Origin of the sequence: Faecalibacterium sp. 3, assembly GCF_048323735.1 — a bacterium.
In the GTDB taxonomy this organism is placed as follows: domain Bacteria; phylum Bacillota; class Clostridia; order Oscillospirales; family Ruminococcaceae; genus Faecalibacterium; species Faecalibacterium wellingii.
In genome coordinates this window covers 1,045,354-1,066,220 of the sequence record NZ_JBLWFN010000001.1, presented here as the reverse complement: position 1 = coordinate 1,066,220, position 20,867 = coordinate 1,045,354, and the positions used below count along the sequence as shown (strand labels likewise).

The 20,867-nt window shown below is 60.7% G+C and carries 18 protein-coding genes; 3 read left to right on the top strand and 15 right to left on the bottom strand.

Annotation, left to right across the window (positions count from 1 at the left end; all coding sequences use genetic code 11):
* Nucleotides 1-144: 144 nt before the first annotated feature.
* A complete protein-coding gene (locus ACNSPV_RS04955; protein WP_348584372.1) occupies nucleotides 145-1,530 on the top strand; it encodes a S1C family serine protease in 1,386 nt (461 codons plus the stop codon).
* 51 nt (nucleotides 1,531-1,581) lie between these two features.
* Here the strand turns inward: ACNSPV_RS04955 and pulA are convergent, their stop codons facing one another.
* Nucleotides 1,582-3,537 (bottom strand): type I pullulanase, encoded by a 1,956-nt coding sequence (gene pulA, locus ACNSPV_RS04950; protein ID WP_348584373.1) that lies wholly within the window; start codon nucleotides 3,535-3,537, stop codon nucleotides 1,582-1,584.
* Nucleotides 3,538-3,673: 136 nt separating this feature from the next.
* Between pulA and ACNSPV_RS04945 the strand changes: the two genes are divergently transcribed.
* Complete coding sequence (locus ACNSPV_RS04945; RefSeq protein WP_348584374.1) at nucleotides 3,674-5,719, top strand: AAA family ATPase; 2,046 nt, start codon at nucleotides 3,674-3,676, stop codon at nucleotides 5,717-5,719.
* A 95-nt stretch (nucleotides 5,720-5,814) separates the two neighbouring features.
* Here ACNSPV_RS04945 and ACNSPV_RS04940 read toward each other — a convergent pair whose 3' ends face one another.
* The 14 genes from ACNSPV_RS04940 to ACNSPV_RS04875 form a co-directional block, all read right to left on the bottom strand.
* Nucleotides 5,815-7,824 (bottom strand): hypothetical protein, encoded by a 2,010-nt coding sequence (locus tag ACNSPV_RS04940; RefSeq protein ID WP_348584375.1) that lies wholly within the window; start codon nucleotides 7,822-7,824, stop codon nucleotides 5,815-5,817.
* A gap of 402 nt (nucleotides 7,825-8,226) precedes the next feature.
* Complete coding sequence (locus tag ACNSPV_RS04935; protein ID WP_348585207.1) at nucleotides 8,227-8,364, bottom strand: WYL domain-containing protein; 138 nt, start codon at nucleotides 8,362-8,364, stop codon at nucleotides 8,227-8,229.
* Nucleotides 8,312-9,187: a WYL domain-containing protein gene (locus ACNSPV_RS04930; RefSeq protein ID WP_348584376.1), complete on the bottom strand. Its 876-nt coding sequence runs from the start codon at nucleotides 9,185-9,187 to the stop codon at nucleotides 8,312-8,314. The genes ACNSPV_RS04935 and ACNSPV_RS04930 overlap by 53 nt, the downstream gene beginning before the upstream one ends.
* 29 nt (nucleotides 9,188-9,216) lie before the next feature.
* The gene (locus tag ACNSPV_RS04925) at nucleotides 9,217-10,080 is read right to left on the bottom strand and encodes a prephenate dehydrogenase (protein ID WP_348584377.1); all 864 of its coding nucleotides are present in this window, start codon (nucleotides 10,078-10,080) and stop codon (nucleotides 9,217-9,219) included.
* Nucleotides 10,070-11,344 (bottom strand): 3-phosphoshikimate 1-carboxyvinyltransferase, encoded by a 1,275-nt coding sequence (gene aroA / locus ACNSPV_RS04920; RefSeq protein WP_348584378.1) that lies wholly within the window; start codon nucleotides 11,342-11,344, stop codon nucleotides 10,070-10,072. The genes ACNSPV_RS04925 and aroA overlap by 11 nt, the downstream gene beginning before the upstream one ends.
* 6 nt (nucleotides 11,345-11,350) lie before the next feature.
* Nucleotides 11,351-12,367, bottom strand: coding sequence for a 3-deoxy-7-phosphoheptulonate synthase (gene aroF, locus ACNSPV_RS04915; protein WP_348584380.1), 1,017 nt, complete (start codon nucleotides 12,365-12,367; stop codon nucleotides 11,351-11,353).
* Nucleotides 12,368-12,388: 21 nt separating this feature from the next.
* Entirely contained in the window at nucleotides 12,389-12,853 is a 465-nt protein-coding gene (locus ACNSPV_RS04910; protein ID WP_249237854.1) for a type II 3-dehydroquinate dehydratase, read from the bottom strand.
* The gene (locus ACNSPV_RS04905; protein WP_348584381.1) at nucleotides 12,834-14,096 is read right to left on the bottom strand and encodes a shikimate kinase; all 1,263 of its coding nucleotides are present in this window, start codon (nucleotides 14,094-14,096) and stop codon (nucleotides 12,834-12,836) included. The genes ACNSPV_RS04910 and ACNSPV_RS04905 overlap by 20 nt, the downstream gene beginning before the upstream one ends.
* A gap of 1 nt (nucleotide 14,097) precedes the next feature.
* Nucleotides 14,098-15,243 carry a chorismate synthase gene (aroC, locus tag ACNSPV_RS04900; protein WP_348584383.1) on the bottom strand — a complete coding sequence of 382 codons (1,146 nt, stop codon included), beginning with the start codon at nucleotides 15,241-15,243 and terminating at the stop codon, nucleotides 14,098-14,100.
* A gap of 3 nt (nucleotides 15,244-15,246) precedes the next feature.
* Nucleotides 15,247-16,290 carry a 3-dehydroquinate synthase gene (aroB, locus tag ACNSPV_RS04895; protein ID WP_249237857.1) on the bottom strand — a complete coding sequence of 348 codons (1,044 nt, stop codon included), beginning with the start codon at nucleotides 16,288-16,290 and terminating at the stop codon, nucleotides 15,247-15,249.
* Nucleotides 16,287-17,357, bottom strand: coding sequence for a bifunctional chorismate mutase/prephenate dehydratase (locus ACNSPV_RS04890; RefSeq protein WP_348584384.1), 1,071 nt, complete (start codon nucleotides 17,355-17,357; stop codon nucleotides 16,287-16,289). Before ACNSPV_RS04890 ends, aroB begins: the two co-directional genes overlap by 4 nt.
* A gap of 680 nt (nucleotides 17,358-18,037) precedes the next feature.
* The gene (locus ACNSPV_RS04885; RefSeq protein ID WP_348584385.1) at nucleotides 18,038-18,223 is read right to left on the bottom strand and encodes a hypothetical protein; all 186 of its coding nucleotides are present in this window, start codon (nucleotides 18,221-18,223) and stop codon (nucleotides 18,038-18,040) included.
* A gap of 3 nt (nucleotides 18,224-18,226) precedes the next feature.
* Nucleotides 18,227-18,979 carry a hypothetical protein gene (locus ACNSPV_RS04880; RefSeq protein WP_348584387.1) on the bottom strand — a complete coding sequence of 251 codons (753 nt, stop codon included), beginning with the start codon at nucleotides 18,977-18,979 and terminating at the stop codon, nucleotides 18,227-18,229.
* A 40-nt stretch (nucleotides 18,980-19,019) separates the two neighbouring features.
* The gene (locus ACNSPV_RS04875) at nucleotides 19,020-19,745 is read right to left on the bottom strand and encodes a lysophospholipid acyltransferase family protein (RefSeq protein WP_348584388.1); all 726 of its coding nucleotides are present in this window, start codon (nucleotides 19,743-19,745) and stop codon (nucleotides 19,020-19,022) included.
* Between the two features lie 219 nt (nucleotides 19,746-19,964).
* Here ACNSPV_RS04875 and ACNSPV_RS04870 point away from each other — a divergent pair, with 219 nt between their 5' ends.
* Nucleotides 19,965-20,807: a DUF624 domain-containing protein gene (locus ACNSPV_RS04870; RefSeq protein WP_249237862.1), complete on the top strand. Its 843-nt coding sequence runs from the start codon at nucleotides 19,965-19,967 to the stop codon at nucleotides 20,805-20,807.
* Nucleotides 20,808-20,867 lie beyond the last annotated feature (60 nt).

Here is a 20,867-nt window from a genome sequence, read left to right as displayed (position 1 = left end):
CTGTCAAGGGCAGAAAGTGTGTCTTTATTTCACAGTTTCTTCACTGCGCAAGCGATTGATTTTCACAATTGTCCGCTACAATGAGAACAGTTCAAAGGAGCATGGCTCCTGTGGGCAGATCCTCTACGGAAAGGAAGTATCAACATGGGCAACGAGAACAAGTGGGAATATGATTATTCCTCTCAGAATAAACCCGAAGGCGGCACCGGCTATCCCAATGTGGGCAGCAGCGGCATGAATACCGCCAACCAGTACAATGACCCGCAGCCGGAGGCGCGCGCAGCAGAGCCTGAGACGGCCGACGGAGCAGGCGGCACCACGCCGCCGGTACAGCCGGTGCAGCCGCAGACCGGCGCAAAGCCGCCCCGCAAAAAGAAGAAGGGCACCGGCAGGCGCATCGCACGCAGTGCGGTGGCGCTGGTGCTGGCCGCAGCCATGGGCTTTGCCGGCGGCTTTGTGGGCGCAAAGTTCGGCGGCAGTGGTAAGGTGGTCATCCAGCAGGTGGCACCTTCCTCCACGGCGAGCAGCTCCGACAGTGCGGACAGCGGCATCACCGCAGCGTCCAGCACCGGCACCGGCCTGACCACCGAGCAGGTGGCCGATCTGGTCAGCCCCAGCGTGGTGGTCATTACCACCGAGCAGGTGGTCTATTCTCAGTGGTCGTGGTACGGCCAGAATCAGGTGGAAAGCGGCGCCGGCAGCGGCGTCATCATCAGCTCGGACGGCTACATCCTCACCTGTGCACATGTGGTGGACGGCGCTTCCACCATCACCGTTACCATTGGTGACAAGGACTATACCGCCACCCTCGTGGGCGAGGATACCACCAGCGATATCGCGGTCATCAAGATCGACGCCGACGGCCTGACCCCCGCCACCGTGGGCAACAGCGACGGCCTGAAGGTGGGCCAGAGCGTGATGGCTGTGGGTAACCCGCTGGGTGAGCTGGGCGGCACCGTCACCGGCGGCATGATCAGCGCTTTGAACCGCAGCGTCACCATTCAGGGCAGCAGTTCTGTGAACACCATGTCCCTGATCCAGATGGATGCTTCGGTCAGCCCCGGCAACTCCGGCGGCGGCCTGTTCAACATGAACGGTGAGCTGATCGGCATTGTGAATGCAAAATCCTCTTCCAGCGATGCCGAGGGTCTGGGCTTTGCCATCCCCATCAACGACGCCATCAAGGTGGCGCAGGAGCTGCTGGAAAACGGCTATGTGACCGGACGGCCTTATCTGGGTATCACCTATCTGGCCGTTGAGGATGCACAGACTGCAGCTCAGCTGGGCGTGAACGCCTACGGCGTCTACGTTGTGGAGGTGGTCAAGGGCGGCCCTGCCGAGAAGGCGGGTCTGCAGACCGGAGACCGCATCGTGAGCGTGGACGGCACCGAAATCGCCTCGAAAGACGACCTTGGCACCCTGATGCAGAAGCATGCCGCAGGCGACACCCTCTCCATCACCATTGCGCGTGAAGGCCAGATGCAGACGGTCAATGTGACGCTGGGCGAAAAGACGGCTTCCAACAGCTGAACAAAATAGAAAACAGGAGCGGATGAGAGTTTTCCATCCGCTCCTGTTTTTTTATATCTGTCCGAAGATAGTAGCGCTGTAAGGCATCAGCACAGCCTCGTGCTCGTACACCCTTGCCGGGCCGCGCCACAGGCTGGAAGAAATGCCGTCACTCAGCATCTGCCAGCGCCCAACCGGCAGCGGCACGGTCCTGCTGGCATCGGTGGGGTTGTAGAACACACACAGCGCCTGCCATGCCGCACCATCGCCCCACTGTGCCGGCAGGAGCCAGCCCACCAGCGGTTGCTCCAGCGAGAAAAAGTGCAGGGCATCCGGCGCGTGGGGGTCGGTGCTGGAAAGCTGCGGGAACCTTGCCCGCAGCGCCAGCAGGCCGCGGTAGTAGTCCACCAGTGCATGATATTTTTCGGCCCGCTCCCAGTCCAGCCGGTTCAGCGCAGGCGAGGAGCAGTAGCTGTTGCCCTTCCCTTTTTTGGTGCGGGCAAACTCCTCGCCCGCCTGCAGGAAAGGCAGGCCGAAGCTGGTCAGGTAAATGCCCGCCGCCAGCCGGTTCTGGGCAAGGGCTGTGCCGTCTGCCGCCGTGAACTCCGGCTTTTCGTACCGGACCAAAAGCAGCTTGTCCCACAGGGTGAAGTTGTCGTGGGCGGAAACATAGCTCACGATCTGGCTGGGCGCGTGGGGCGGCAGACGGTCACTGCGGCACCATGCCGCTACCGCACCGCCGATGTCCCAGAAGCTGCCGGGCCTGCCCTCCACATAGCCCGGCTCCCGGGCGTTGAAGCAGCCGCCCTTGATGGTGTCGCGGGTGTCGTCGCAGAAGATGCCGATGCGCTCGTTCAGCATGGACAGATTGGCCTTGTTGGCCTCGTACCGGTGCAGCTGGCTGCCGCCGCCCTGCCACGGCTCGCCGTACATCAGGATATCCCGCCCGCCGGGCAGCGCATCCAGCGCGGCGCGCACGGCGTTGATGGTCTCCACATCGTACAGGCCCATCAGGTCGAACCGGAAGCCGTCGATGTGGTATTCCTGCGCCCAGTAGAGGATGGAATCGATCATATACCGCCGGGCCATGGGCCGCTCGCTGGCAAATTCGTTGCCGCAGCCGCTGCCGTTGGAAAAGCTGCCGTCCTCGTTCTGGCGGAAAAAGTAGCAGGGCACGGTATCGTTCAGCGGGTTCTCATTGCGGTACATGTGGTTATACACCACGTCCATCACCACGCCGATGCCCGCCGCGTGCAGGGCTGCGATCATCTCCCTGCATTCCCGGATGCGCACCTCGCCGCGGGTGGGGTCGGTGGAATAGCTGCCCTCGGGCACATTGTAGTTGGTGGGGTCATAGCCCCAGTTGTACTGCCGCAGCAGCGGCTTTGCCTCGTCCACGCTGCCAAAGTCGAAAATGGGCATCAGCTGCACATACTTCACGCCCAGACGCCGGAGGTAGTTCAGGCAGGTGGGGTGGATGCCGTCCCCGTGCAGGGTGGTGCCCTGCTGGGTAAAGGCCATGAACTTGCCCCGCCATGCCGGGCGCACGCCGCTGGCAGCATCCTGCGAGAAGTCGCGCACGCTTACCTCCCACACTGCGCGCTGCTCCGGTGGGATGACCGGACGCACATCCCGCTCCCACCCGGAGGGAGCGGTGCGGGCAAGGTCCACGATCATGCTGCGGGTGCCGTTCACGCCTGCCGCACGGGCATAGGGGTCGCCGGTCTGGCGCGAAATGCCATCCACTGTGACCGTATAGGTATAGTATCGTCCGTGCTGGTCGCCGGGCAGATAGATGCTCCACACCCCCTGCTGCCCCCGCTCCAGCGGCAGAGTGCCTATGGGCTCACCGCCGCTGCCTTTGCGGTAAAGGCTGACCTCCACCCTCTGCGCCGTGGGTGCCCACAGGCGCAGATGGGTGCCGGAAACAGCATATTCCTGCCCCAGCGGGCCGGTGTAGGTGGTTTGAAGGTCAAAGGAGATGCTCTCGTATAGCGTTTTCAGTTCGGCGGGCGTTTTGACGGTCATAGTTTCTTCATTCCTTCTTGCAGATTTCCTATCAGATATAAGTGTAAACACCGGCGGTCTTTTTTGCAAGAGGGAATTGCAAAACCTGTCCGGGTACACTATACTGGAAGAAAACGACAAAAACGGAGGGCAAACCATGGCATATACCGACGATTGGGAAAACCTTATGAACGGTGTGTTCGGTGCAGGGGGCAGGCCGCGCTTTGGCGGCACCGCCCAGCCGGAGGCGAAGCCGCAGAAATCCGGGACTTCAGCCGTGCCGGACCTGAACGCTGCCCTGCTGGAAAACCAGAAGCAGCTGGATGCCCTGCTCAAAAAGCAGAATGCTCAGCTCAGAACCAAGGATGACGCGGTGCAGTCTGCACTGAAGGACAGCCGCCAGATGCTGCGGGATATGGAAGCCGACGGCCTGCTTGCCAAAGGCACGGCAGACCTGCCCGCAGAGCAGCTGGGCAGCTTTGAGGGCCTTGCCGCCGAGGTAAAAAAGACCGTGCTGGGGCAGGACGCCTTTGTGGACAGTGTGGTGCGCGCCATGCGCCGGCCCTTTGTGCTGGGCACCGAGCGCCCGGCGGCACGCAACGTGATCCTGATCTGCGGAGGTGCGGGCACCGGGCGGCACTTTGCGCTGGCAGAGACCGCCCGCATCATGGCGGCGCGGGGCCTTTTGCAGAGCGACAAAACCGCGGTGGTGGATCTTGCCCTCTACCCCAATTCCGGTGCGGAAAAGCTGTTTTTGCAGGATCTGTACGCGGCCCTGCACGCACCCGGGGAGATCGTGATCTTTGAGCACTACGAAAGCTGCCACCCCGGCTTCCTGAAAATGCTGTCCGATCTGGCCGTGAAGGGCAGTGCGCCGCTTTCCAGCCGGTATCTGGTGAACAAGGAGGGCATCCTTGTGGATGCGGGCACGGCGCTGGCTCCGGGCGCAGTGAGCAGCATCACGCCCTGCGGCAAGTACCTCATCTTCTTTTCCCGCAAGGGCCGGGACGCGCTGGCAGATAAGTTCGGTGCGCCCTTTGTGGCGGCGGTGGGCGATGTGTGCGCCACCAGCGCCTTTGCCCGCGAGGACCTTGCAGCGCTGGCGGCGCAGCAGCTGAATGCGCTGGCCCAGAAGGTGAGCACCCGCCTCGGTCTGACCCTCTGTGCGGGGGCCGATGTGCGGGACTATGTTGCAGCCCGGTGCACCAAAGAAAAGGGAGCAGCGGGCCTTGGGGAAGCCTGTGATGAGATCTTCCGTGCCCTGAGTGAATACTGCCTGCAGACCGATGCAAAGCTTACCGGCACCGTCACCCTGACCGCAAAGCCGGAGGGTGTGCAGTTTGCACTGAACGATGCCGCCCCCGCCGACCTGTCTGCCCTGCTGCCCGCCGAGTACACGGGGGCTGCAGAAGCGGTCCGTGCAGAGCTTGACAGCCTTGTGGGCCTTGGGGCGGTCAAGGAGTATGTGTTCGGTCTGGCGGATAACCTGCAGGTGCAGCAGCGCCGCGCGGCGGCAGGCTTCAAGACTGCCAGCCTTTCCATGCACATGATCTTCACCGGCAACCCGGGCACTGGCAAGACCACCATTGCCCGGCTGGTGGCAAAGTACCTCAAGGCCATTGGTGCGCTGAAGGGCGGTCAGCTGGTGGAAGTGACCCGCGCCGACCTTGTGGGCCGCTACACCGGCCACACCGCCCCGCTGACCAATAGCGTCATCGAGAGCGCGCTGGGAGGCGTGCTGTTCATCGACGAAGCCTACAGCCTCTACCGCGGCGAGCAGGACAGCTTTGGCCTCGAAGCCATCGATACCCTTGTGAAGGGCATGGAGGATCACCGGGACGAGCTGGTGGTCGTTCTGGCGGGCTACACCCGGGAGATGGAAGCGTTCCTTACCGCCAACAGCGGTCTTGCCAGCCGCTTCCCCAACAAGATCGAGTTCCCGGACTACACGGCAGACGAGCTGCTGGACATCACCAACGTGCTGGCAAAGGGCAAAGGCTACCGCCTTGCCGAGGGCTGCACCTTCCCGCTGCTGGGCTACTACAAGCGCCGTCAGGCGCTGGACAGCCGCACCGCCGGCAACGGCCGTCTTGCCCGCAACACGCTGGAAAAGGCCATCTTCCACCAGAGCCGCCGCCTTGTGGCAGAGCCGGACGCGGAGCTGGACCTGATCCTGCCCGGCGATCTGGAATTTGAGGAATAAAAAGAGGGACGGATGCACTCGATGATGTGCATCCGTCCCTCTTTTTGAGAAATCTGCCGCACCGCTTGCGGTCAGCACGGCAGAGGAGGCAGTGTTTACTGTGCCGTCACGTTGGCGATGACGTAATATTGGCAGCCGCTCGCCTTCACGGCCTGCTCATAGACCGTGCCCGCAGCGTCTGCAGCAGGGTGGATCATCAAATCGCCCACGTCCTCCGCCAGCTTCCAGTTTGCCTTGTCTGCCAGCAGAGACTCGACCTGTGCTTTTTCTGCCGTCGCGGTCTGCTCATCTGCCGAGAGCACCTTGCCCTGCAGGGCTGCCGGGGCAGCCTGTGCGGCGGCATCCCAGTAGATCACGCCGACCTCGCGCGTTTCAACACTGCCGGATTCCTCCGGGGTCAGTTTGGGCAGCACCACACGCTTGGTCTGGCCGCACTTGTCAATGCGGCAGACGTAGTCTGCATAGCCGTCCTTTTCCAGCGTGGGCTCCACGACCTCGCCCTTCAGCTGCCAGTCGTGCAGGTCGCTGTTTTCCAGCTTGTTGATGTCATCAACAATTTCGGGGTGCTCTTTCATGTACTTGCGGTTGTGGACGACCTTGGTGAGGTCACCTTTGTCTTTGTCAGAGAGGGTATGCTTCGCATTGTAGAGATCGCCATAAGCTTCATAAGTGGCATGAAATGCATACTCATCAAGTGTTTTGGGCGCATCATAAGTGTCAGTCCCCAAAGTAGTGTTGCAGTAGGAATTGATGATAGCGGCATTGTCTTCGCCCAGATGGGAAGAGCCATCCTCGTTGTATTCTGCGCCCTCAGATGGGCTGATGCTATCATCTTTATGTGTAGAAGAGTGGTAATGATTGGCGGTGCCAATTAAAGGTAGGGGGTCACTGCTGGTCGTGTAGGCATTTACGGTCGTTTTTCCGGTAGAGCTGTTGATCGTAAGGTCCAAATTGCCCTTAACTGTGCCAATAGCGGGATTGGATTCGTTGCCACGGGTGGTGACGGCATTTACTGTTCCACCGGTAATATTGATCACAGTGGAGGTGCCTTTATGGCCATAACCGGTGCCGATGGCAACACCAGGAGCAACGGCAGTAACGGCAGCATTATCTCCGATGTTAACCGTAGCAGAAGACGGGCCACTGCCAATGGCTGCATGATCGTTGAAGGTTTCGGCGTTTACCGATGCATTACCAGAAATTGTGATAGTGGCTTTACCAGAAGCATTAAGACCTTGACCGATGCCACTGCCAACTTCGCTAGCAGCAGTCACAGTGGCATTACCGGTGATGGTAATATCACTGTTGCCTGACGATTCATAACCGGATCCAATGGCAGCACTATCGTATGCAAAGGCGGTAACATGTGCATCGCCCTCAATGCGGATGTTCTTGCCGGTACCGCCGTCGCCGCCGCCGATACCGGCACCGTGAGTACCGCCGCTGGCAGTGATATCACCACCGGTGATGGTAATGTTGGAAGTATGGTCATAACTCTTTCCATCGTGATATGAGCCGCCGCCGATACCGGCACCACTACCGTAGCCGCCTGCCAGCAGCTTGCCATCATCGTTCACATCGTCCTTGATGGTCAGGGTACCGGTGCCGTTTACGTCTGCTTTTTCAATACCGGCGTGTTTTGAATTGCCGCTGAGAACGATGTTATCGCCGTTCAGCTCAAGGTTGGTGTCGCCCTTGCCCTTGATCTCGATGGGTGCGGGGTCAGTATTCCCACTCCAATGGGAGTCTGGCTGCTCAATGTGCACATTCTCCAGGGTCACATTGGTGGTCTGCTTATCAGCTGTCTCCACCGTGATGGTATTTGAAGTCTGCTTGCCGCCGCTGGTGATGGTAACGCCTTTCGGGTCCGTGTCCTTATAACCGTCCAAAGTATCGCCCTTGCTATTTTGGGCGAAGTCGCCCGTCTTTGTGTCCGTCTGCGTCACATAGGTATAGCCGTCATCTTTGGTCTCTACCGTCACACTGCCCGTGTTCAGGTCGTAGGTATCCGCAAACGCCGCTGTGGCGATAGACGAGACCATGGCCAACAGAGCCGCCGTGGACAGCACCCGCAAGGCAAGCTGTTTTTTCACGTTTTTCCTCATTGCAAAACCCTCCAAACAAAAAAGCTTACAGAGACGCGAACGTTACCGTGAACGTTACCGGGAACGATACCGAAAACCGGCAAAAACCGGGATTTCGGGGCATAAAATCACATAGCTGCGCATTTTCATGCCCGGCGTCTCTTTGCGGCACAAGTATAGTGCTGTGCCGCGGAAAATGTCAAGATAAAATGCCGAATTTTCGGGGGGGGGGGTGGGCAATTTTGTGAAACTAGCACAAAATAAGCCGAAAATTTGCGACAGAATGACAGGGCAAAGCTGCACAAAAATCCGGGAAATGATTTGGCCGTGCAAATAAAAAGCCTAGACAGATCCGCAGATCTCCCTGAGCTATCCGGTCAAAAAATGTTTTTGCACAAAGCAGCGCGGTGCGCATTCCTGCTTTCAGGCGTGCAGCGCTGCCAGTTTTTCTGCCGTCTGCCGCATTTCCTGCCGCACCTCGGCGGGGGCGGTCACTTCCACCTTGCCGTCAAAGCCGCACACCCAGCCGTAGAACTGGGGGGCTGACGCACACCGGCACATCAAAATGGAAGTGGGTGCCGTCCGCCTCCGGCACCAGCAGGATGCTTTTGCCAAAGCGGTCGCGCATGGCGCTTTCAAGGTCGGCGGTGCAGCGCAGGGTGACCCGGTATTCGGTGCCGCCGAACATGTTGAAGTGCTTGCGCAGGTAGGCGGGCAGGTCAAACTGGCGGAACTCGGCTTTGCCCCGGCGCGCTTCGTCCAGCACCGTCACGGCAGACATGCGGTCCACACGGTAGTTGCGGATGCCCGCAGGCTCTTTCTCGTCCTGATAGGCAATGAGGTAGTAGCACCCGCCGTCCCACGCCAGCCGCCATGGGCTCACGGTGCGGGTGCCGTCTTTTTTGTACCGGAAGCTCACCATCCGGCCTGCGTTGATGGCGCTGTGCAGGGCGTCGATGCTGTACAGCAGGGTGTGGCTGTCGCTTTTGGGGCGGCCGTCCACATACACCTGACGCTGCAGCTGGGAACCCTCGTAGTCGGAGCAGAGGGCTTCCAGCTTGTGGATGAGCTTTCGGCTGGTGCGGGCAGAGATGACCTTGCTGGCCTGCACGGCATCCACCAGCAGCTTGAGCTCCGAGAGCTCAAAGGTGCGGCTGGCCAGCCAGTAGCCGCCGCCGCGCCCCCGCTGCAGCTGGACGTCAAAGCCCAGAGAGCGCAGGGTGTCGATATCGCTGTAAATGCTCTTGCGCTCGGCAAGGATGCCATGCTGCTCCAACAGCTGCACCAGCTGGGGAACATTGAGCAGGTGTTCTTCATCGGTCTTTTGCTCAAGGATGCGCAAAAGGGTCAAAAGCTTGGATTTCTGGCCTTCCTGCTTGGGCATGGCAATACCTCCGGCTTTCCAAATTCAGGTTATTCGGGCAGTTTTTTGTCAAAGGCCGCACGGCGCTGGGTGGAAAGACGGAACATCTGTTCCAGCTTATCCCGGTCGTCGGCCACAAGAGCAGAGCGCATTTCCTGCAGAGCGGCATCGAACTGGTCGATCTCGCTGATCAGGTTCTGCTTGTTCCACAAAAACAGTTCTGCCCACATTTTGTCGTTGATGCGTGCAATGCGGGTCAGATCCCGGAAGGAGTCTCCGGTGTACTCGCACAGCGAAGAGTTGTCGTTGGCGCACATCAGGCTCACGGCGATGGCGTGGCACAGCTGGCTCACATAGCCGATCATCCGGTCATGCTCCTGCACGGTCAGGGTGCAGATGTGGTGGAAGCCCAGCACCCCGGCCAGCTCCTTTGCCCACTGGATGGCCTCCGGGGTGTTCTTTTCGGTGGGGGTGATGATGAAGTTGGCGGGGGCAAAATTCACCTCGGCGGCGTGCTCCACGCTGGAAGTCTCACGGCCCGCCATGGGGTGGCTGGCAATGAACTCCACGCCTGCCGGGCACATGGCCTGCACCGGTTCCACAAGGCCGGTCTTTACGCCGGACACATCCGTGAAAATGCAGCCGGACTTGAGCAGATGCCCGTAGGTTTTGAACCACTCCAGCAGGGCTGTGGGGTACAGACCGAAGATGATGTGGTCGGCCTGCTGCACCAGATCCTCAAAATCGTGGGTCTTGCCGCTGGCGATATAGCCGTGGCTGAGGGCGTACTGCAGATGCCCCTCGCTGCGGTTGATGCCGTCCACATGGAAGCCGGCTTTCGTCAGCTCCAGTGCGTACTTGCCGCCCAGCAGGCCAAGGCCCACCACGAGATAACGCTTTGTTTTATCCAACATGTTCCACCTCCGCGCCCAAGGGCTTGATGGCCTCAAAGAAATTCGGCCAGCTTTTTGTGATGGCTTCGGCATCGTCCACCGTCAGAGGGATGCCTGTGGCAAGGCTCAGCACCGCAAGGCTCATGACCACACGGTGGTCGTTGTGGCCGTGCAAAACGCCCGCCGGGGCGTGCAGCCTGTCTGCACAGCCCTGCACCGTGATGGTGCCGCCCTCGCTTTCCACCAGGCCGCCCACTGCGCGCAGCTCGGCCTCCATGGCCGCGATGCGGTCGCTCTCCTTCAGGCGCAGCCGCTCTGCGTTGCGGATGACCGTGGTGCCCTCGCACAACAGGCCCAGCACCATGAGCACGGGGCCAAGGTCGGGGCAGTCCGCAAGGTCGATGTCCACCCCGTGCAGGGGGGCCTTTTCAAAAGAGATGTCCTCTGCCGTGCGGGTGAACACTGCGCCGCACCGGCGCAGGATGTCCAGAATGGCGGCGTCTCCCTGCAGGGTGTCCGGGGCAAGGCCGGTGATGGTCACGCCGCCGCACGCGGCCCCCAGCACCGCCGGGAACGCGGCCTGACTGTAATCGCCCTCTACGGTATAATCGCAGGGGTGGTAGGTCTGACCGCCCGGGATGGCAAGGGTGTTTTCGTCCTGCCAGCGGCTCTCGACGCCAAAGGCCGCCTGCACCGCACGGGTCATGTCGATGTAGCTGCGGCTCTCCACCGGCGGGATGAGGTGCAGCGTGCTGTCTCCGGCCAGCAGCGGCAGGGCAAACAGCAGCCCGCTGATGAACTGGCTGGATACATTGCCTGCAAGGCGGTATTCGCCGGGGGTCAGCGCCCCTTCCACGGTCAGCCCGGCAGCGCTCTGTTCAAACCGCAGGCCCTGCTCCCGGTACAGAGCTTCGTACACCGACTGGGGCCGCTCCATCAGCCGCCCGCGGCCGGTGAAGGTCACAGCCTGTCCGGTCAGGCTGGCGATGGGGATGAGAAAGCGCAGGGTGCTGCCGCTCTCGCAGCAGTCCACCGGCGTGGCGAGGGGCACAAAATGCCCCAGCCCTTCCACCACGGCGTCGTCTGCGCCGGTGCGCACACGGGCGCACAGCTGTGCCGCTGCGCCCAGCGTGGCGGAGATGTCCTTGCTGAATTCCAGATTGGTGATAGGACTGCGTCCTTCGGCCAGTGCTGCGCAGAGCACTGCACGGTGGGCCATGCTCTTGCTGGGCGGGGCAGTGATGGTGCCGCCCACGGGACGCGCGTTTTGAATCGTTACCAGCATAGGCCGTTACATATCCCGGCCAATGGCCCATGCCACCTGACGGCACTTTGCCATGGCCTGTGCGAAGGCGTTCGGGGTCAGGCACTGGGCACCGTCGCTCCATGCGTGCTGGGGGTCGTAGTGGACCTCCACCTCCAGACCGTCGGCACCGGCGGCCACGGCGGCGATCATCATGGGCTCCACAAGGTTTGCCTTGCCGGTGGCGTGGCTGGGGTCCACGATGATGGGCAGGTGGGTCTTTTCGTGGATGATGGGCACGGCGGACAGGTCAAGGGTGTTGCGGGTATACTTTTCAAAGGTGCGGATGCCGCGCTCGCACAGGATGACCTGCTCGTTGCCGCCGGCCATGATATACTCGGCGCTCATGATCCACTCCTCAATGGTGTTGCACAGGCCGCGCTTGAGCAGCACAGGCTTGTGCATCTTGCCCACGGCCTTGAGCAGCTGGAAGTTCTGCATGTTGCGGGCACCGATCTGTACCACGTCCACATACTCCTCAAACTCGGGGATGCGGTCCTCGCTCATCAGCTCGGAGACGATGGGCATGCCAGTGGCCTCGCGGGCCTTTACCATGTCCAGAATGCCCTCGGTCTCAAGGCCCTGGAAGGAGTAGGGAGAGGTGCGGGGCTTGTATGCGCCGCCGCGGAACAGGGTGGCACCGCCGGCCTTGACGCCCTGTGCAATGCGCAGAGCCTGCTCTGCGCCCTCGATGCTGCAGGGGCCTGCCATGACGGCGATCTTTTCCTTGCCGCCGATCTTCACGCCGCCGCAGTCGATGACCGAATCTGCCGGGTGGAACAGGCGGTTTGCGCGCTTATAGGGCGCGGATACGCGGGTAACATTATCGATCCACGGGTTTGCCAGCACGTCCCGCTCGTCGATCTTGGTGGTGTCGCCCACCAGACCAAACACGTTGTAGTTCTTGCCGGTGATGAGGGTCACGTCCAGACCCTGCTTCTCGAATTTGTCAACGATCTTTTCCAGTTCGTCCTTCGGAGTCCCTTTTTTGGTGGAGATGATCATAGTGATAATTTCCTTTCGTTTTTACATCACGATATGCGCCTTGCTGGAGCCGTCGGTGCGCAGCAGCTGGGCCAGATAGATGCAGGCGTGCAGGTAGCCCTGCGGGCCTTCCCCGATGAAATGGCCCTGACAGCCAAAGGACACCACGTCCGTCTTGCGGAAGGGCTCCCGCTCGTCCGGGGCGTGCAGCATCACTTCCACGGCGGGCACGCCGCACAGGCGCAGGGCGTCCAGAATGGCCACGCTGTAGTGGGCGTAGGCCCCGGGGTTCAGTACGATGCCGTCCACCCGGCCCGCCGCGGCCTGAATTTCGTCCACAAGGTCGCCCTCGTGGTTCGTTTGGCAGCAGTCGGTCTCGATGCCCAGCTGCTCACAGCCTGCCTGCACATAGTCCATGATGGCGTTATAATCCAGCTCACCGGGTACGCCCGGCTCTGACCAGCGCATGAGATTGAGGTTCGGGCCGTTAAGAATCAAAAATTTCATCCAATGCCTCCATGGCGGCACGCAGGGCTTCGTCCAGTGTGCCGTTGTTGGGGATCACGGCGTCTGCTGCGGCCAGATACAGCGGGCGGCGCTGGGCTTCCATCTGGCGCAGCGCGTCCATGCTGGAAGAAAGCGGTCTGCCGCCGCCCACGGTTAGTGCATCCAATGGCCGGTCGATGAACAGAATGACGCCGTTCTGGTGCAGCGCCCGCAGATTTTCGGGCCGTTTCACGATGCCGCCGCCGCAGGAGATGAGCTGCCGCCCCTCCCTGCCGAAACGGCGGGCCTCGGCGGTCTCCCGGGCGCGGAAGCCGTCCTCGCCCTCGGCGGAGAAAATATCCGGGATGCTGCGGCCGTCGGTCTTTACGATCTCCTCGTCGAGGTCCACAAAGGTGCGGCCAAGGCTCTTTGCCAGCAGCCTGCCGAGGGTGGTCTTGCCGCAGGAGGGCATCCCGATGAGAGCAATGTTCAGCATGTCGCGGCGCAGTGCGGCGGTGATGCGGTGGATCTCAACCGGCGCATCCTCAAACTTGCGGTCCAGAAAATATTCTGCGGCATACACTGCCTGCGCCACCAGCATTTCAAGGCCGCCCACAGCCACCGGCACGCCCGCTTCCTCGGCACGGAGGATGAGCTCGGTCTTGTCGGGGTTGTACACCACATCCACCACAGCTTCAAGGCCCGGCATGGCAGCAACGTCCAGATTGCACACACCCACATTCGGGTACATGCCCGCCGGGGTGGTGTTGATCACGATCTGCGCCCCGCTGGAAACGGCCTCGGCATAGCTCAGCTCGCCCTTTTCCGGGTCCGGATGGCGGCTGACGGTCAGCACCTTTGCCGCACCCTTGTCCCGGGCCACCGCGCTGGTGGTGTTGTGGGTGCCGCCGGTGCCCAGAATGAGCACGGTCCTGCCTGCAAAATTCACGCCGTGGGCGTCGCACAGGTGGGCAAAGCCCATGTAGTCGGTATTGTACCCGTAGAGCAGGCCGTTTTTGTTCACCACTGTGTTCACCGCTCCGATGGCCTTGGCCCGCGGGTCGATGTAGGAACAGTATTCCATTACCAGCTTCTTATAGGGGATGGTGACATTGATGGCCTTGAACTGCCGCCGATGCAGAAACGCCCGGGCCTCTTCCTCCGTGGGCAGAGGGCACAGGTCGTAGTGGTAGCCGCAGAGCATCTCGTGGATGATCTTGGAGTAGGAGTGGCCGAGTTTTGCGCCGATGAGTCCGTATTCCATTTTACTCGTCCTCCTTCCGGAAGCTGGTGGGGTGGGTCATCCAGGCCTCGCCGTAGCGTGCCGTGAGCAGATCGCCCACAGCCAGTGCGGCGGCGCAGGTCTGCACGATGGCGGCTCTGGGCACGATGCAGGGGTCGTGACGGCCCTGAATGGACAGCTGTGCGTCCTTTTTGGCAAGATAGTCCACCGTGTCCTGCTGCTTATAGATGCTGGGTGTGGGCTTGACCACGGTGCGGAACACCACCGGCATCCCGTTGGCGATGCCGCCGTTGACGCCCGCATTGTGGTTGGTGGCAGTGACGACTGCTCCCTGCGGCGTCATGCGGAAGGCGTCGTTTGCTTCGGAGCCGCGCATTCCGGCAAAGCCGAAGCCGGTGCCGAACTCAATGCCCTTGACGGCAGGAACAGAGAACGCCAGATGTGCGATCTCGCTCTCCACACTGTCGAAATAGGGCTCTCCGATGCCGGCCGGCAGGCCGAGGATGGCAGTTTCCAGCATCCCGCCCACGCTGTCGCCCTCGGCTCCGGCGGCACGGATGGCGGCTTTCATGGGCCCTTCTACGCTCTCGTCCAGCACCGCAAAGCCCTCGGGCTTGCTGGCAAGGGCTTCCACCTGTGCAGCCAGCTGTGCGGCATCGTCCAGCGCAAAGCGGGTGTCCGCAATGCCGGCACACTCCGCGATATGGGTGGTGATGTCGATGCCCGCACGGTGCAGTGCGCTCAGCACGATGGCACCGCCAGCCACAAGGGCGGCCGTCACCCGGCCGGAGAAGTGCCCGCCGCCCCGGGCATCCTGAAAGCCGTGGTACTTGGCATAGGCGGTATAGTCTGCGTGGCCGGGGCGCAGAAGGTCTGCGGTCTTGGCGTAATCGCCGCTGCGGGTGTTGGTATTTTCGATCATCAGGGCAATGGCGGTGCCGGTGGTGCGGCCGTTCACCACGCCGGACAGCAGCTGCACGGCATCTGCCTCCACCCGGGGGGTGGACAGGCCGTCGCCCCGGGCACGGCGCTTGTCCATGCAGGCGGCGAGAAATGCCTCGTCCACCGGCACACCGGCGGCCATGCCGTCCAGCACCGCGCCGATGGCGCGGCCATGGCTCTCGCCGAAAATGGTCAGCAAAAGGTCGCTGCCGAATGTATTTTTCATGGCTTACTCCTCAATGCCCAGCAAAGGACGCAGACCCTCCACCGGGATGGTCTCGGCGCGCCAGCAGCCCAGACCCGGCACCTTGATAATGGTGATCTGGCCGCTCTGTGCCTTTTTGTCGTGCAGCATTTCAGCCAGCACCTTTTCCTTATCGTAGGTGGTGCGGGTGGGCAGGCCGAGGCGGCGGTATACCGCGCGCACCCGCTTCTGCAGTGCCTTGGATTCGATCATGGGCAGCATGCCCAGCGCCACGCACTCGCCGTGGTAAAGGCCCACGGTGCGGCGGCCCTTGATGCCCTTGACGGCCTCGATGCCGTGGCCGATGGTGTGGCCGAAGTTCAGGGCCTTGCGCATTCCCTGCTCGGTCTCGTCCTGCTCCACGATATTCTTCTTGAACCGCAGGCTGCGGCAGATGATCTCGCCGATCTGGGCATCAACGTCGCCATTTTCAAAGATCGCGAACAGCTCGGGGTCTGCCAGCAGGCTTGCCTTGACGGCTTCTGCCAGACCGTTGATGAAGTGGCGGCGGGGCAGGGTGGCAAGGGTGTCCGGGTCCACGATGACCAGCTTGGGCTGCCAGAAGGCACCCACGATGTTTTTGGTATCGCCCAGATCCACGGCGGTCTTGCCGCCGATGGAGGAATCGATCATGGAAAGGGTGGTGGTGGGGCAGTTGATGAAGTCGATGCCCCGCATGTAGATGGAAGCGGCAAAACCGGCCAGATCGCCTACCACGCCGCCGCCCACGGCGATCACCAGATCGCCGCGGCCCATGCCGAATTCCAGCATCTGGCGCAGCACGGATTCCAGAATTTTAAAGCTCTTGCTGGCTTCGCCCTGGGGCACCGTAATGATGCGGGCATCCTTGCACTGGTCGGCCACCATCTGGGCGTACTGTGCGGGCACACCGCTGTCGGTGACAACCGCCACCCGGCGGTCCAGCCGGGCGAACTGATACAGGTTTTCCAGCGAGCCGCTCTTGACGATGATGTCGTAGCTGCGCTCACCCAGATTCATGGTCAGCTTGGTTCCGATAAATTCACTCATTTGGTATACACTCCTAACAGCCGCACGGTACGGCAGGTGCGGTCAAGCTCGCGCAGCAGCGCGGCGGTCTCATCGGCGGTGGGGTCGCCCACCAGCTCGACGTAAAAGTAATATTCGAAGGGCACATGGGGCATGGGGCGGCTCTTGATGGATTCCATATTGAAGCCGCTGGCACCGATGATCTGGATCACCTCGCCCAGCTTGCCGGGCTTGTTGTCCACCGTGAACAGCAGCGAGAACCGGTTGCCGCCGGTGGGCTTTTCGCGGCTGAGCACGATAAAGCGGGTGGTGTTGTCGCCGTCGGTGTTGATGCTGGGCACCAGCACTTCCAGTCCGTACAGGGCCGCCGTCTCCACGCTTGCAATGGCCGCTTTGGAGGCATCGCCGCTTTCAGCCACGAACTTTGCGGCCATGGCGGTGTTGGCCATGGCGGTGGCGGGCAGGCCGAACTGCCTTAAAAAGGTCTCGCTCTGGGCGATGGCCTGCTGATGGCTGTAGACGCTTCTGATCTGGTCGAGCTTTGTGCCCGGCAGCACCAGCAGGTTCTGGGAGATGGGCAGATCGTACACATCCACCACCCACAGCGCCGGGTGATTGTAGCACAGATCCAGCACGGCAGAAACATCGCCCGCATGGCTGTTCTCAAAGGGAACGACGCCCCGGGCGGCATCGCCGCGTTCCACCGCGTCAAACACCTCGTCCCAGGTGGGGTAGCTCACAGCCTCGGCGTGGGGGAACAGCGCCCGGAGGGCGATGTGGGCAAAGGCACCCTCCACGCCCTGATAGGCGGCGCGGTTCTGGCCCAGCACCACGGCTTCGTACTGCTTCGCCACATCCATCAGGTTTTGCACGTGATCCTTATAATAGGGCCGCAGGGCGGGAGACTGAATGCGGGCCGCAGCCTTTTCCAGCACTGCTGTCTCGCGGGCGGCGTCGTAAATGGGCAGGCCGTGGGCTCTTTTGTATTCGGCCACCTGCAGCACAGCGGCCATCCGCCGCTCAAACAGTGCGGCAAGCTGAGTATCCACTGCGTCGATCTCGGCGCGTGCCTGTTCCAGTGCGTCCATGGGTTCACATCCTTTTATATGGCTCAGATCGGCCATTTGATTCTCAGATACCCAGTAAGTATACCATAACTGGGACGGAGAAACAACAAGGCCTCCGGCGTTTCAAAGGGGAGAATATTTCAAATCAGCCTTATGAAAAAAGACGAAAATTGCAAAGACATTGAGAATGGGACTTCCCATACGGAGCGTTCTCGCGTGGGAAAGGCTATATCGCTTTTATAAAATTCTTCTCCGCCGGATATGTACTCTTTTGCGCGCACAAAAGAGTACCAGAAAAGCGCCCGCTACTTTCGAGGCGCGGGAGGCGGCGGGTTGCGGCTCCCTGCGTCTGCTTCGTGCCTTGGACGGCACTCGCATCCTGCAGGCCGCTGCCACAACAGCTCCTCCCTGTTTCGGCCACTGGCCGCGGTCGTCGCCGTTGCAAACTAAGGGCTGCTCGCCCTTGATAATCCCAAAGCAGAAAGGCTCCATACAAAAAATCCAAGTCGCTACGCTAAAAGATTTTTTGTGTTTCGCCGATTTGAAAGTCGCTTGCGCGATGAACTGCGTGAATCGATGCCGTTTGCCGTCACGACCTTTCCCGTGAAAAAGTATCTCCGAAACGACCGCAGTCGTTTCGGAGATACAAATAAAAATATTATTTCCTCTCATGATGGCCAAAGCGAACGCGGCGGCCATTTTCAATTGTGCCGCTTTGCCAAAAGCTCTTCCCTGCTTCTTGCTTTGCCGTAATATCTCCCATAGGGATTGTCCAGCGCCTGCGCAAGGGAGACCGGCTTTTCCGGCTCCGGCTTTACCACCGGCTTTGCCGTCCGGTCAAAGCGGAGCTGTGCGGCGGGCCCGCCGCGCGTTATCCGGAACCGCATGGCTCACCCCTCTGCCCCGGCAGTGGAAACAGCCCCGGCGGTCAGGGCACTCCAGAGCGCCTCGCCGCCAGCCAGCAGGTCGGCGGTGTCCTTGTTCCATGCACCGCGGATGCCGATGTAGTATTGGCTGAGCAGCTCCTGACTGGAGCCGCTTTCGCTCTGCACGGCATCTGAGGCGTAATCGCCCAGATCAAGGTCGGTCAGCACCGGGCAGTCGGTCCAGCGGTAGACCATGTTCCACCAGTCGCTGTCGGCGTCGGACTGGGGCAGGCTGCCGTCAAGGTAGCGCAGGGTCCCGGTGGTCTTCTGGAAGCCTGCGGGGTCGTACAGGATGAAGATGGAACTCAGCGCGCCCTGAATGTCGGTGGAAAGCTTGGTGGTGCCAGCCATGTCAAGGTAGGCGTCCGAGTCCTCGTTGCCAAAGTCCATGGTGTAGAGGTTCAGCTTTACCACCACCTTGCCATCGCCGTTCCGGTCCTCACCGTAGGCGGCAAGGGCGTCCTGCAGGGCGGTCTGGGTGGCTTCCGGCAGGTAGTGGGGGGCCACTACCGCTACGTTGTAATCTGCATGGACGGTAAAAAAGTACTGCCCGATGAAGTTGTAGCCAAAGAACACCACGATGATGCCGATGATGATGACCCACTTGAGATTGTAGTCCCACCAGTTGGCCCAGCGCTCCTTGCGGGTGTACTGGCGCTGTTTGCGGGGCTGGAGGTCTTTAGGGTCGATATCACGTTCATAACGGTAGCTTGCCATAGAAAAACTCCTGATTTTGATGATTCGGCTGCGCGGGTGCTTACAGCTGTGCCAGAATGGCCTGACGCACTGCATCGGGCAACTGCTTCTGCTCGGCCTTGCTCATGCCTTCGGTCCGGATGGGCGGCAGCACCTTGATATGTACGCTGCCCGGATGGCACAGGTTGCCGTTGCCCTCAAACAGGGCACGGGCACCGGTCAGGGCTACCGGCACCACCGGCACGCCGGTCTTGACGGCAATGCGGAACGCACCGGCCTTGAACTCGCCGACGCCGCCCTCTTCCCCCTTGTAGCGGGTGCCCTCCGGGAAGATGACGAAGCTTTTGCCGCTTTCCACGATGGCGGTGGCGTCGTTCAGGGCGCGGACGGATGCCCGCAGGTCGTCGCGCTGGACGAATACGCAGCCCAGCAGCTTCATCCAGCGGTTCAGAAGCGGGATCTTTTCCAGCTCTTCCTTGGCAAGGATGCCGTGGGGCTTATCCAGACTGGCCAGCAAAAGCGGGATGTCGTAGTAGCTGCGGTGGTTGCCCACAAACACACAGGGGGTGTCCTTGGGGATATTCTCAAGGCCCTCCACGCTCAGGGAAACGCCGGTCACCTTTAAAATGCCCCGGCTCCAGTGCGGGATATGCTTATTGACAAGCTCTTCCACCAGCTGCGTGTCGCCTGCAGCCAGAGCGTGTTCTGCCCGGCGCAGCACGCCATAATGGACGATCATATAACCAAATAAGTAGATAAACATCGCAATCGTGCGAAAAATACTCATTGTGTTTTCCTCCCTTCGGCAAAATATGCCATTGTCATTGTATCACACTTTTTGTAAAAAGGGGAGAAATAACACTTTTTTTACAAATCGGAGGATCTGCGGTCTTGCAAAATTGACAAAATGCGGGTATATTTATAGTTGTAAAGCCAGCACAATGGCACTTTCTGTGTGAAACACCTTTGCTGGACCAATGGGAGAAAGAGAAAGGTACCATAAAATATGGGTTTATTTCCTTCTGCAAATGACTTCAAAGCCGGCAAGGGTGTGGAGAAAGACGCCCCCCGCAAGACCGGCATAGGCCGCTTTTTTGAGCTTGTGGGCCGTGATATGAACGGCATGTTCCTTGCAAACCTGCTGGCCTGCATCGGCTTTCTGCCGGTGATCTGTCTGGTGTATATCGGCTTTCTGGCAAACAGCCTGCCTGTCATGCTGGCAAGCGCGGTGGTGGGCGGCATTCTGGCCGGGCCTGCGCTGGCCGGCATGTACGATACCGTGCTGCGCGCCCTGCGCGATGAGGCCGGTTACTGGTGGGTGACCTACCGCCGCGCCTTCAAGCGCAACTTCAAGGCCAGTATTGCGCCGGGCATCTTCTACTGCGTCGTGGTCACGATGCAGATCTTCCTTGTGTATTTCTGCTTCAGCATGCTGGCGCAGGGCACCAATGTGGGCGTGCCGCTGTGGGTGGCCACGGTGCTGAACCTGCTCATCTTCCAGATGCTGTTCGCCTACATGTGGCCGCAGGTGGTGCTGCTGGATCAGCCCTTCAGCCTGACGATGAAAAACAGCCTCAACTGCATGATCGCCTTCCTGCCCCACGCACTGGCGGCTGCCATCGTGCAGATCCTGTTCTGGGGCGTGGTGATCCTGTGCATGCCGCTGGGCCTGCTGCTGATGCTCATTTTCGGCTTCTGGTTCGTCACCGAGGTGTCCTGCCAGATCATCTACGGCGACATTGAAAAGGTATTCCACATCGAGGAGAGCATCCGCAAAATGAAGGATGCCGAGCTGGAAGCGGCCCTGAAAGAGGACTATGATTCCGGCGAGGACGACACCGAAAAATGATCTTCTGCCGGGAAGCTTCTCAAAGCGCTTTCCGGAACCGACCGAACAGCGTGAATTTCA

Coding starts and splice junctions, on each gene's coding strand:
- ACNSPV_RS04910 (WP_249237854.1), bottom strand. CDS start 12,853: ATGAAATTTTTGATTCTTAACGGCCCGAACCTCAATCTCATGCGCTGG.
- aroC (WP_348584383.1), bottom strand. CDS start 15,243: ATGAAAAATACATTCGGCAGCGACCTTTTGCTGACCATTTTCGGCGAG.
- aroA (WP_348584378.1), bottom strand. CDS start 11,344: ATGCTGGTAACGATTCAAAACGCGCGTCCCGTGGGCGGCACCATCACT.
- ACNSPV_RS04935 (WP_348585207.1), bottom strand. CDS start 8,364: ATGTGCCGGTGTGCGTCAGCCCCCCAGTTCTACGGCTGGGTGTGCGGC.
- ACNSPV_RS04930 (WP_348584376.1), bottom strand. CDS start 9,187: ATGCCCAAGCAGGAAGGCCAGAAATCCAAGCTTTTGACCCTTTTGCGC.
- ACNSPV_RS04890 (WP_348584384.1), bottom strand. CDS start 17,357: ATGGACGCACTGGAACAGGCACGCGCCGAGATCGACGCAGTGGATACT.
- ACNSPV_RS04955 (WP_348584372.1), top strand. CDS start 145: ATGGGCAACGAGAACAAGTGGGAATATGATTATTCCTCTCAGAATAAA.
- ACNSPV_RS04870 (WP_249237862.1), top strand. CDS start 19,965: ATGGGTTTATTTCCTTCTGCAAATGACTTCAAAGCCGGCAAGGGTGTG.
- aroB (WP_249237857.1), bottom strand. CDS start 16,290: ATGAGTGAATTTATCGGAACCAAGCTGACCATGAATCTGGGTGAGCGC.
- aroF (WP_348584380.1), bottom strand. CDS start 12,367: ATGATCATCTCCACCAAAAAAGGGACTCCGAAGGACGAACTGGAAAAG.
- ACNSPV_RS04885 (WP_348584385.1), bottom strand. CDS start 18,223: ATGCGGTTCCGGATAACGCGCGGCGGGCCCGCCGCACAGCTCCGCTTT.
- pulA (WP_348584373.1), bottom strand. CDS start 3,537: ATGACCGTCAAAACGCCCGCCGAACTGAAAACGCTATACGAGAGCATC.
- ACNSPV_RS04940 (WP_348584375.1), bottom strand. CDS start 7,824: ATGAGGAAAAACGTGAAAAAACAGCTTGCCTTGCGGGTGCTGTCCACG.
- ACNSPV_RS04905 (WP_348584381.1), bottom strand. CDS start 14,096: ATGGAATACGGACTCATCGGCGCAAAACTCGGCCACTCCTACTCCAAG.
- ACNSPV_RS04945 (WP_348584374.1), top strand. CDS start 3,674: ATGGCATATACCGACGATTGGGAAAACCTTATGAACGGTGTGTTCGGT.
- ACNSPV_RS04875 (WP_348584388.1), bottom strand. CDS start 19,745: ATGAGTATTTTTCGCACGATTGCGATGTTTATCTACTTATTTGGTTAT.
- ACNSPV_RS04925 (WP_348584377.1), bottom strand. CDS start 10,080: ATGTTGGATAAAACAAAGCGTTATCTCGTGGTGGGCCTTGGCCTGCTG.
- ACNSPV_RS04880 (WP_348584387.1), bottom strand. CDS start 18,979: ATGGCAAGCTACCGTTATGAACGTGATATCGACCCTAAAGACCTCCAG.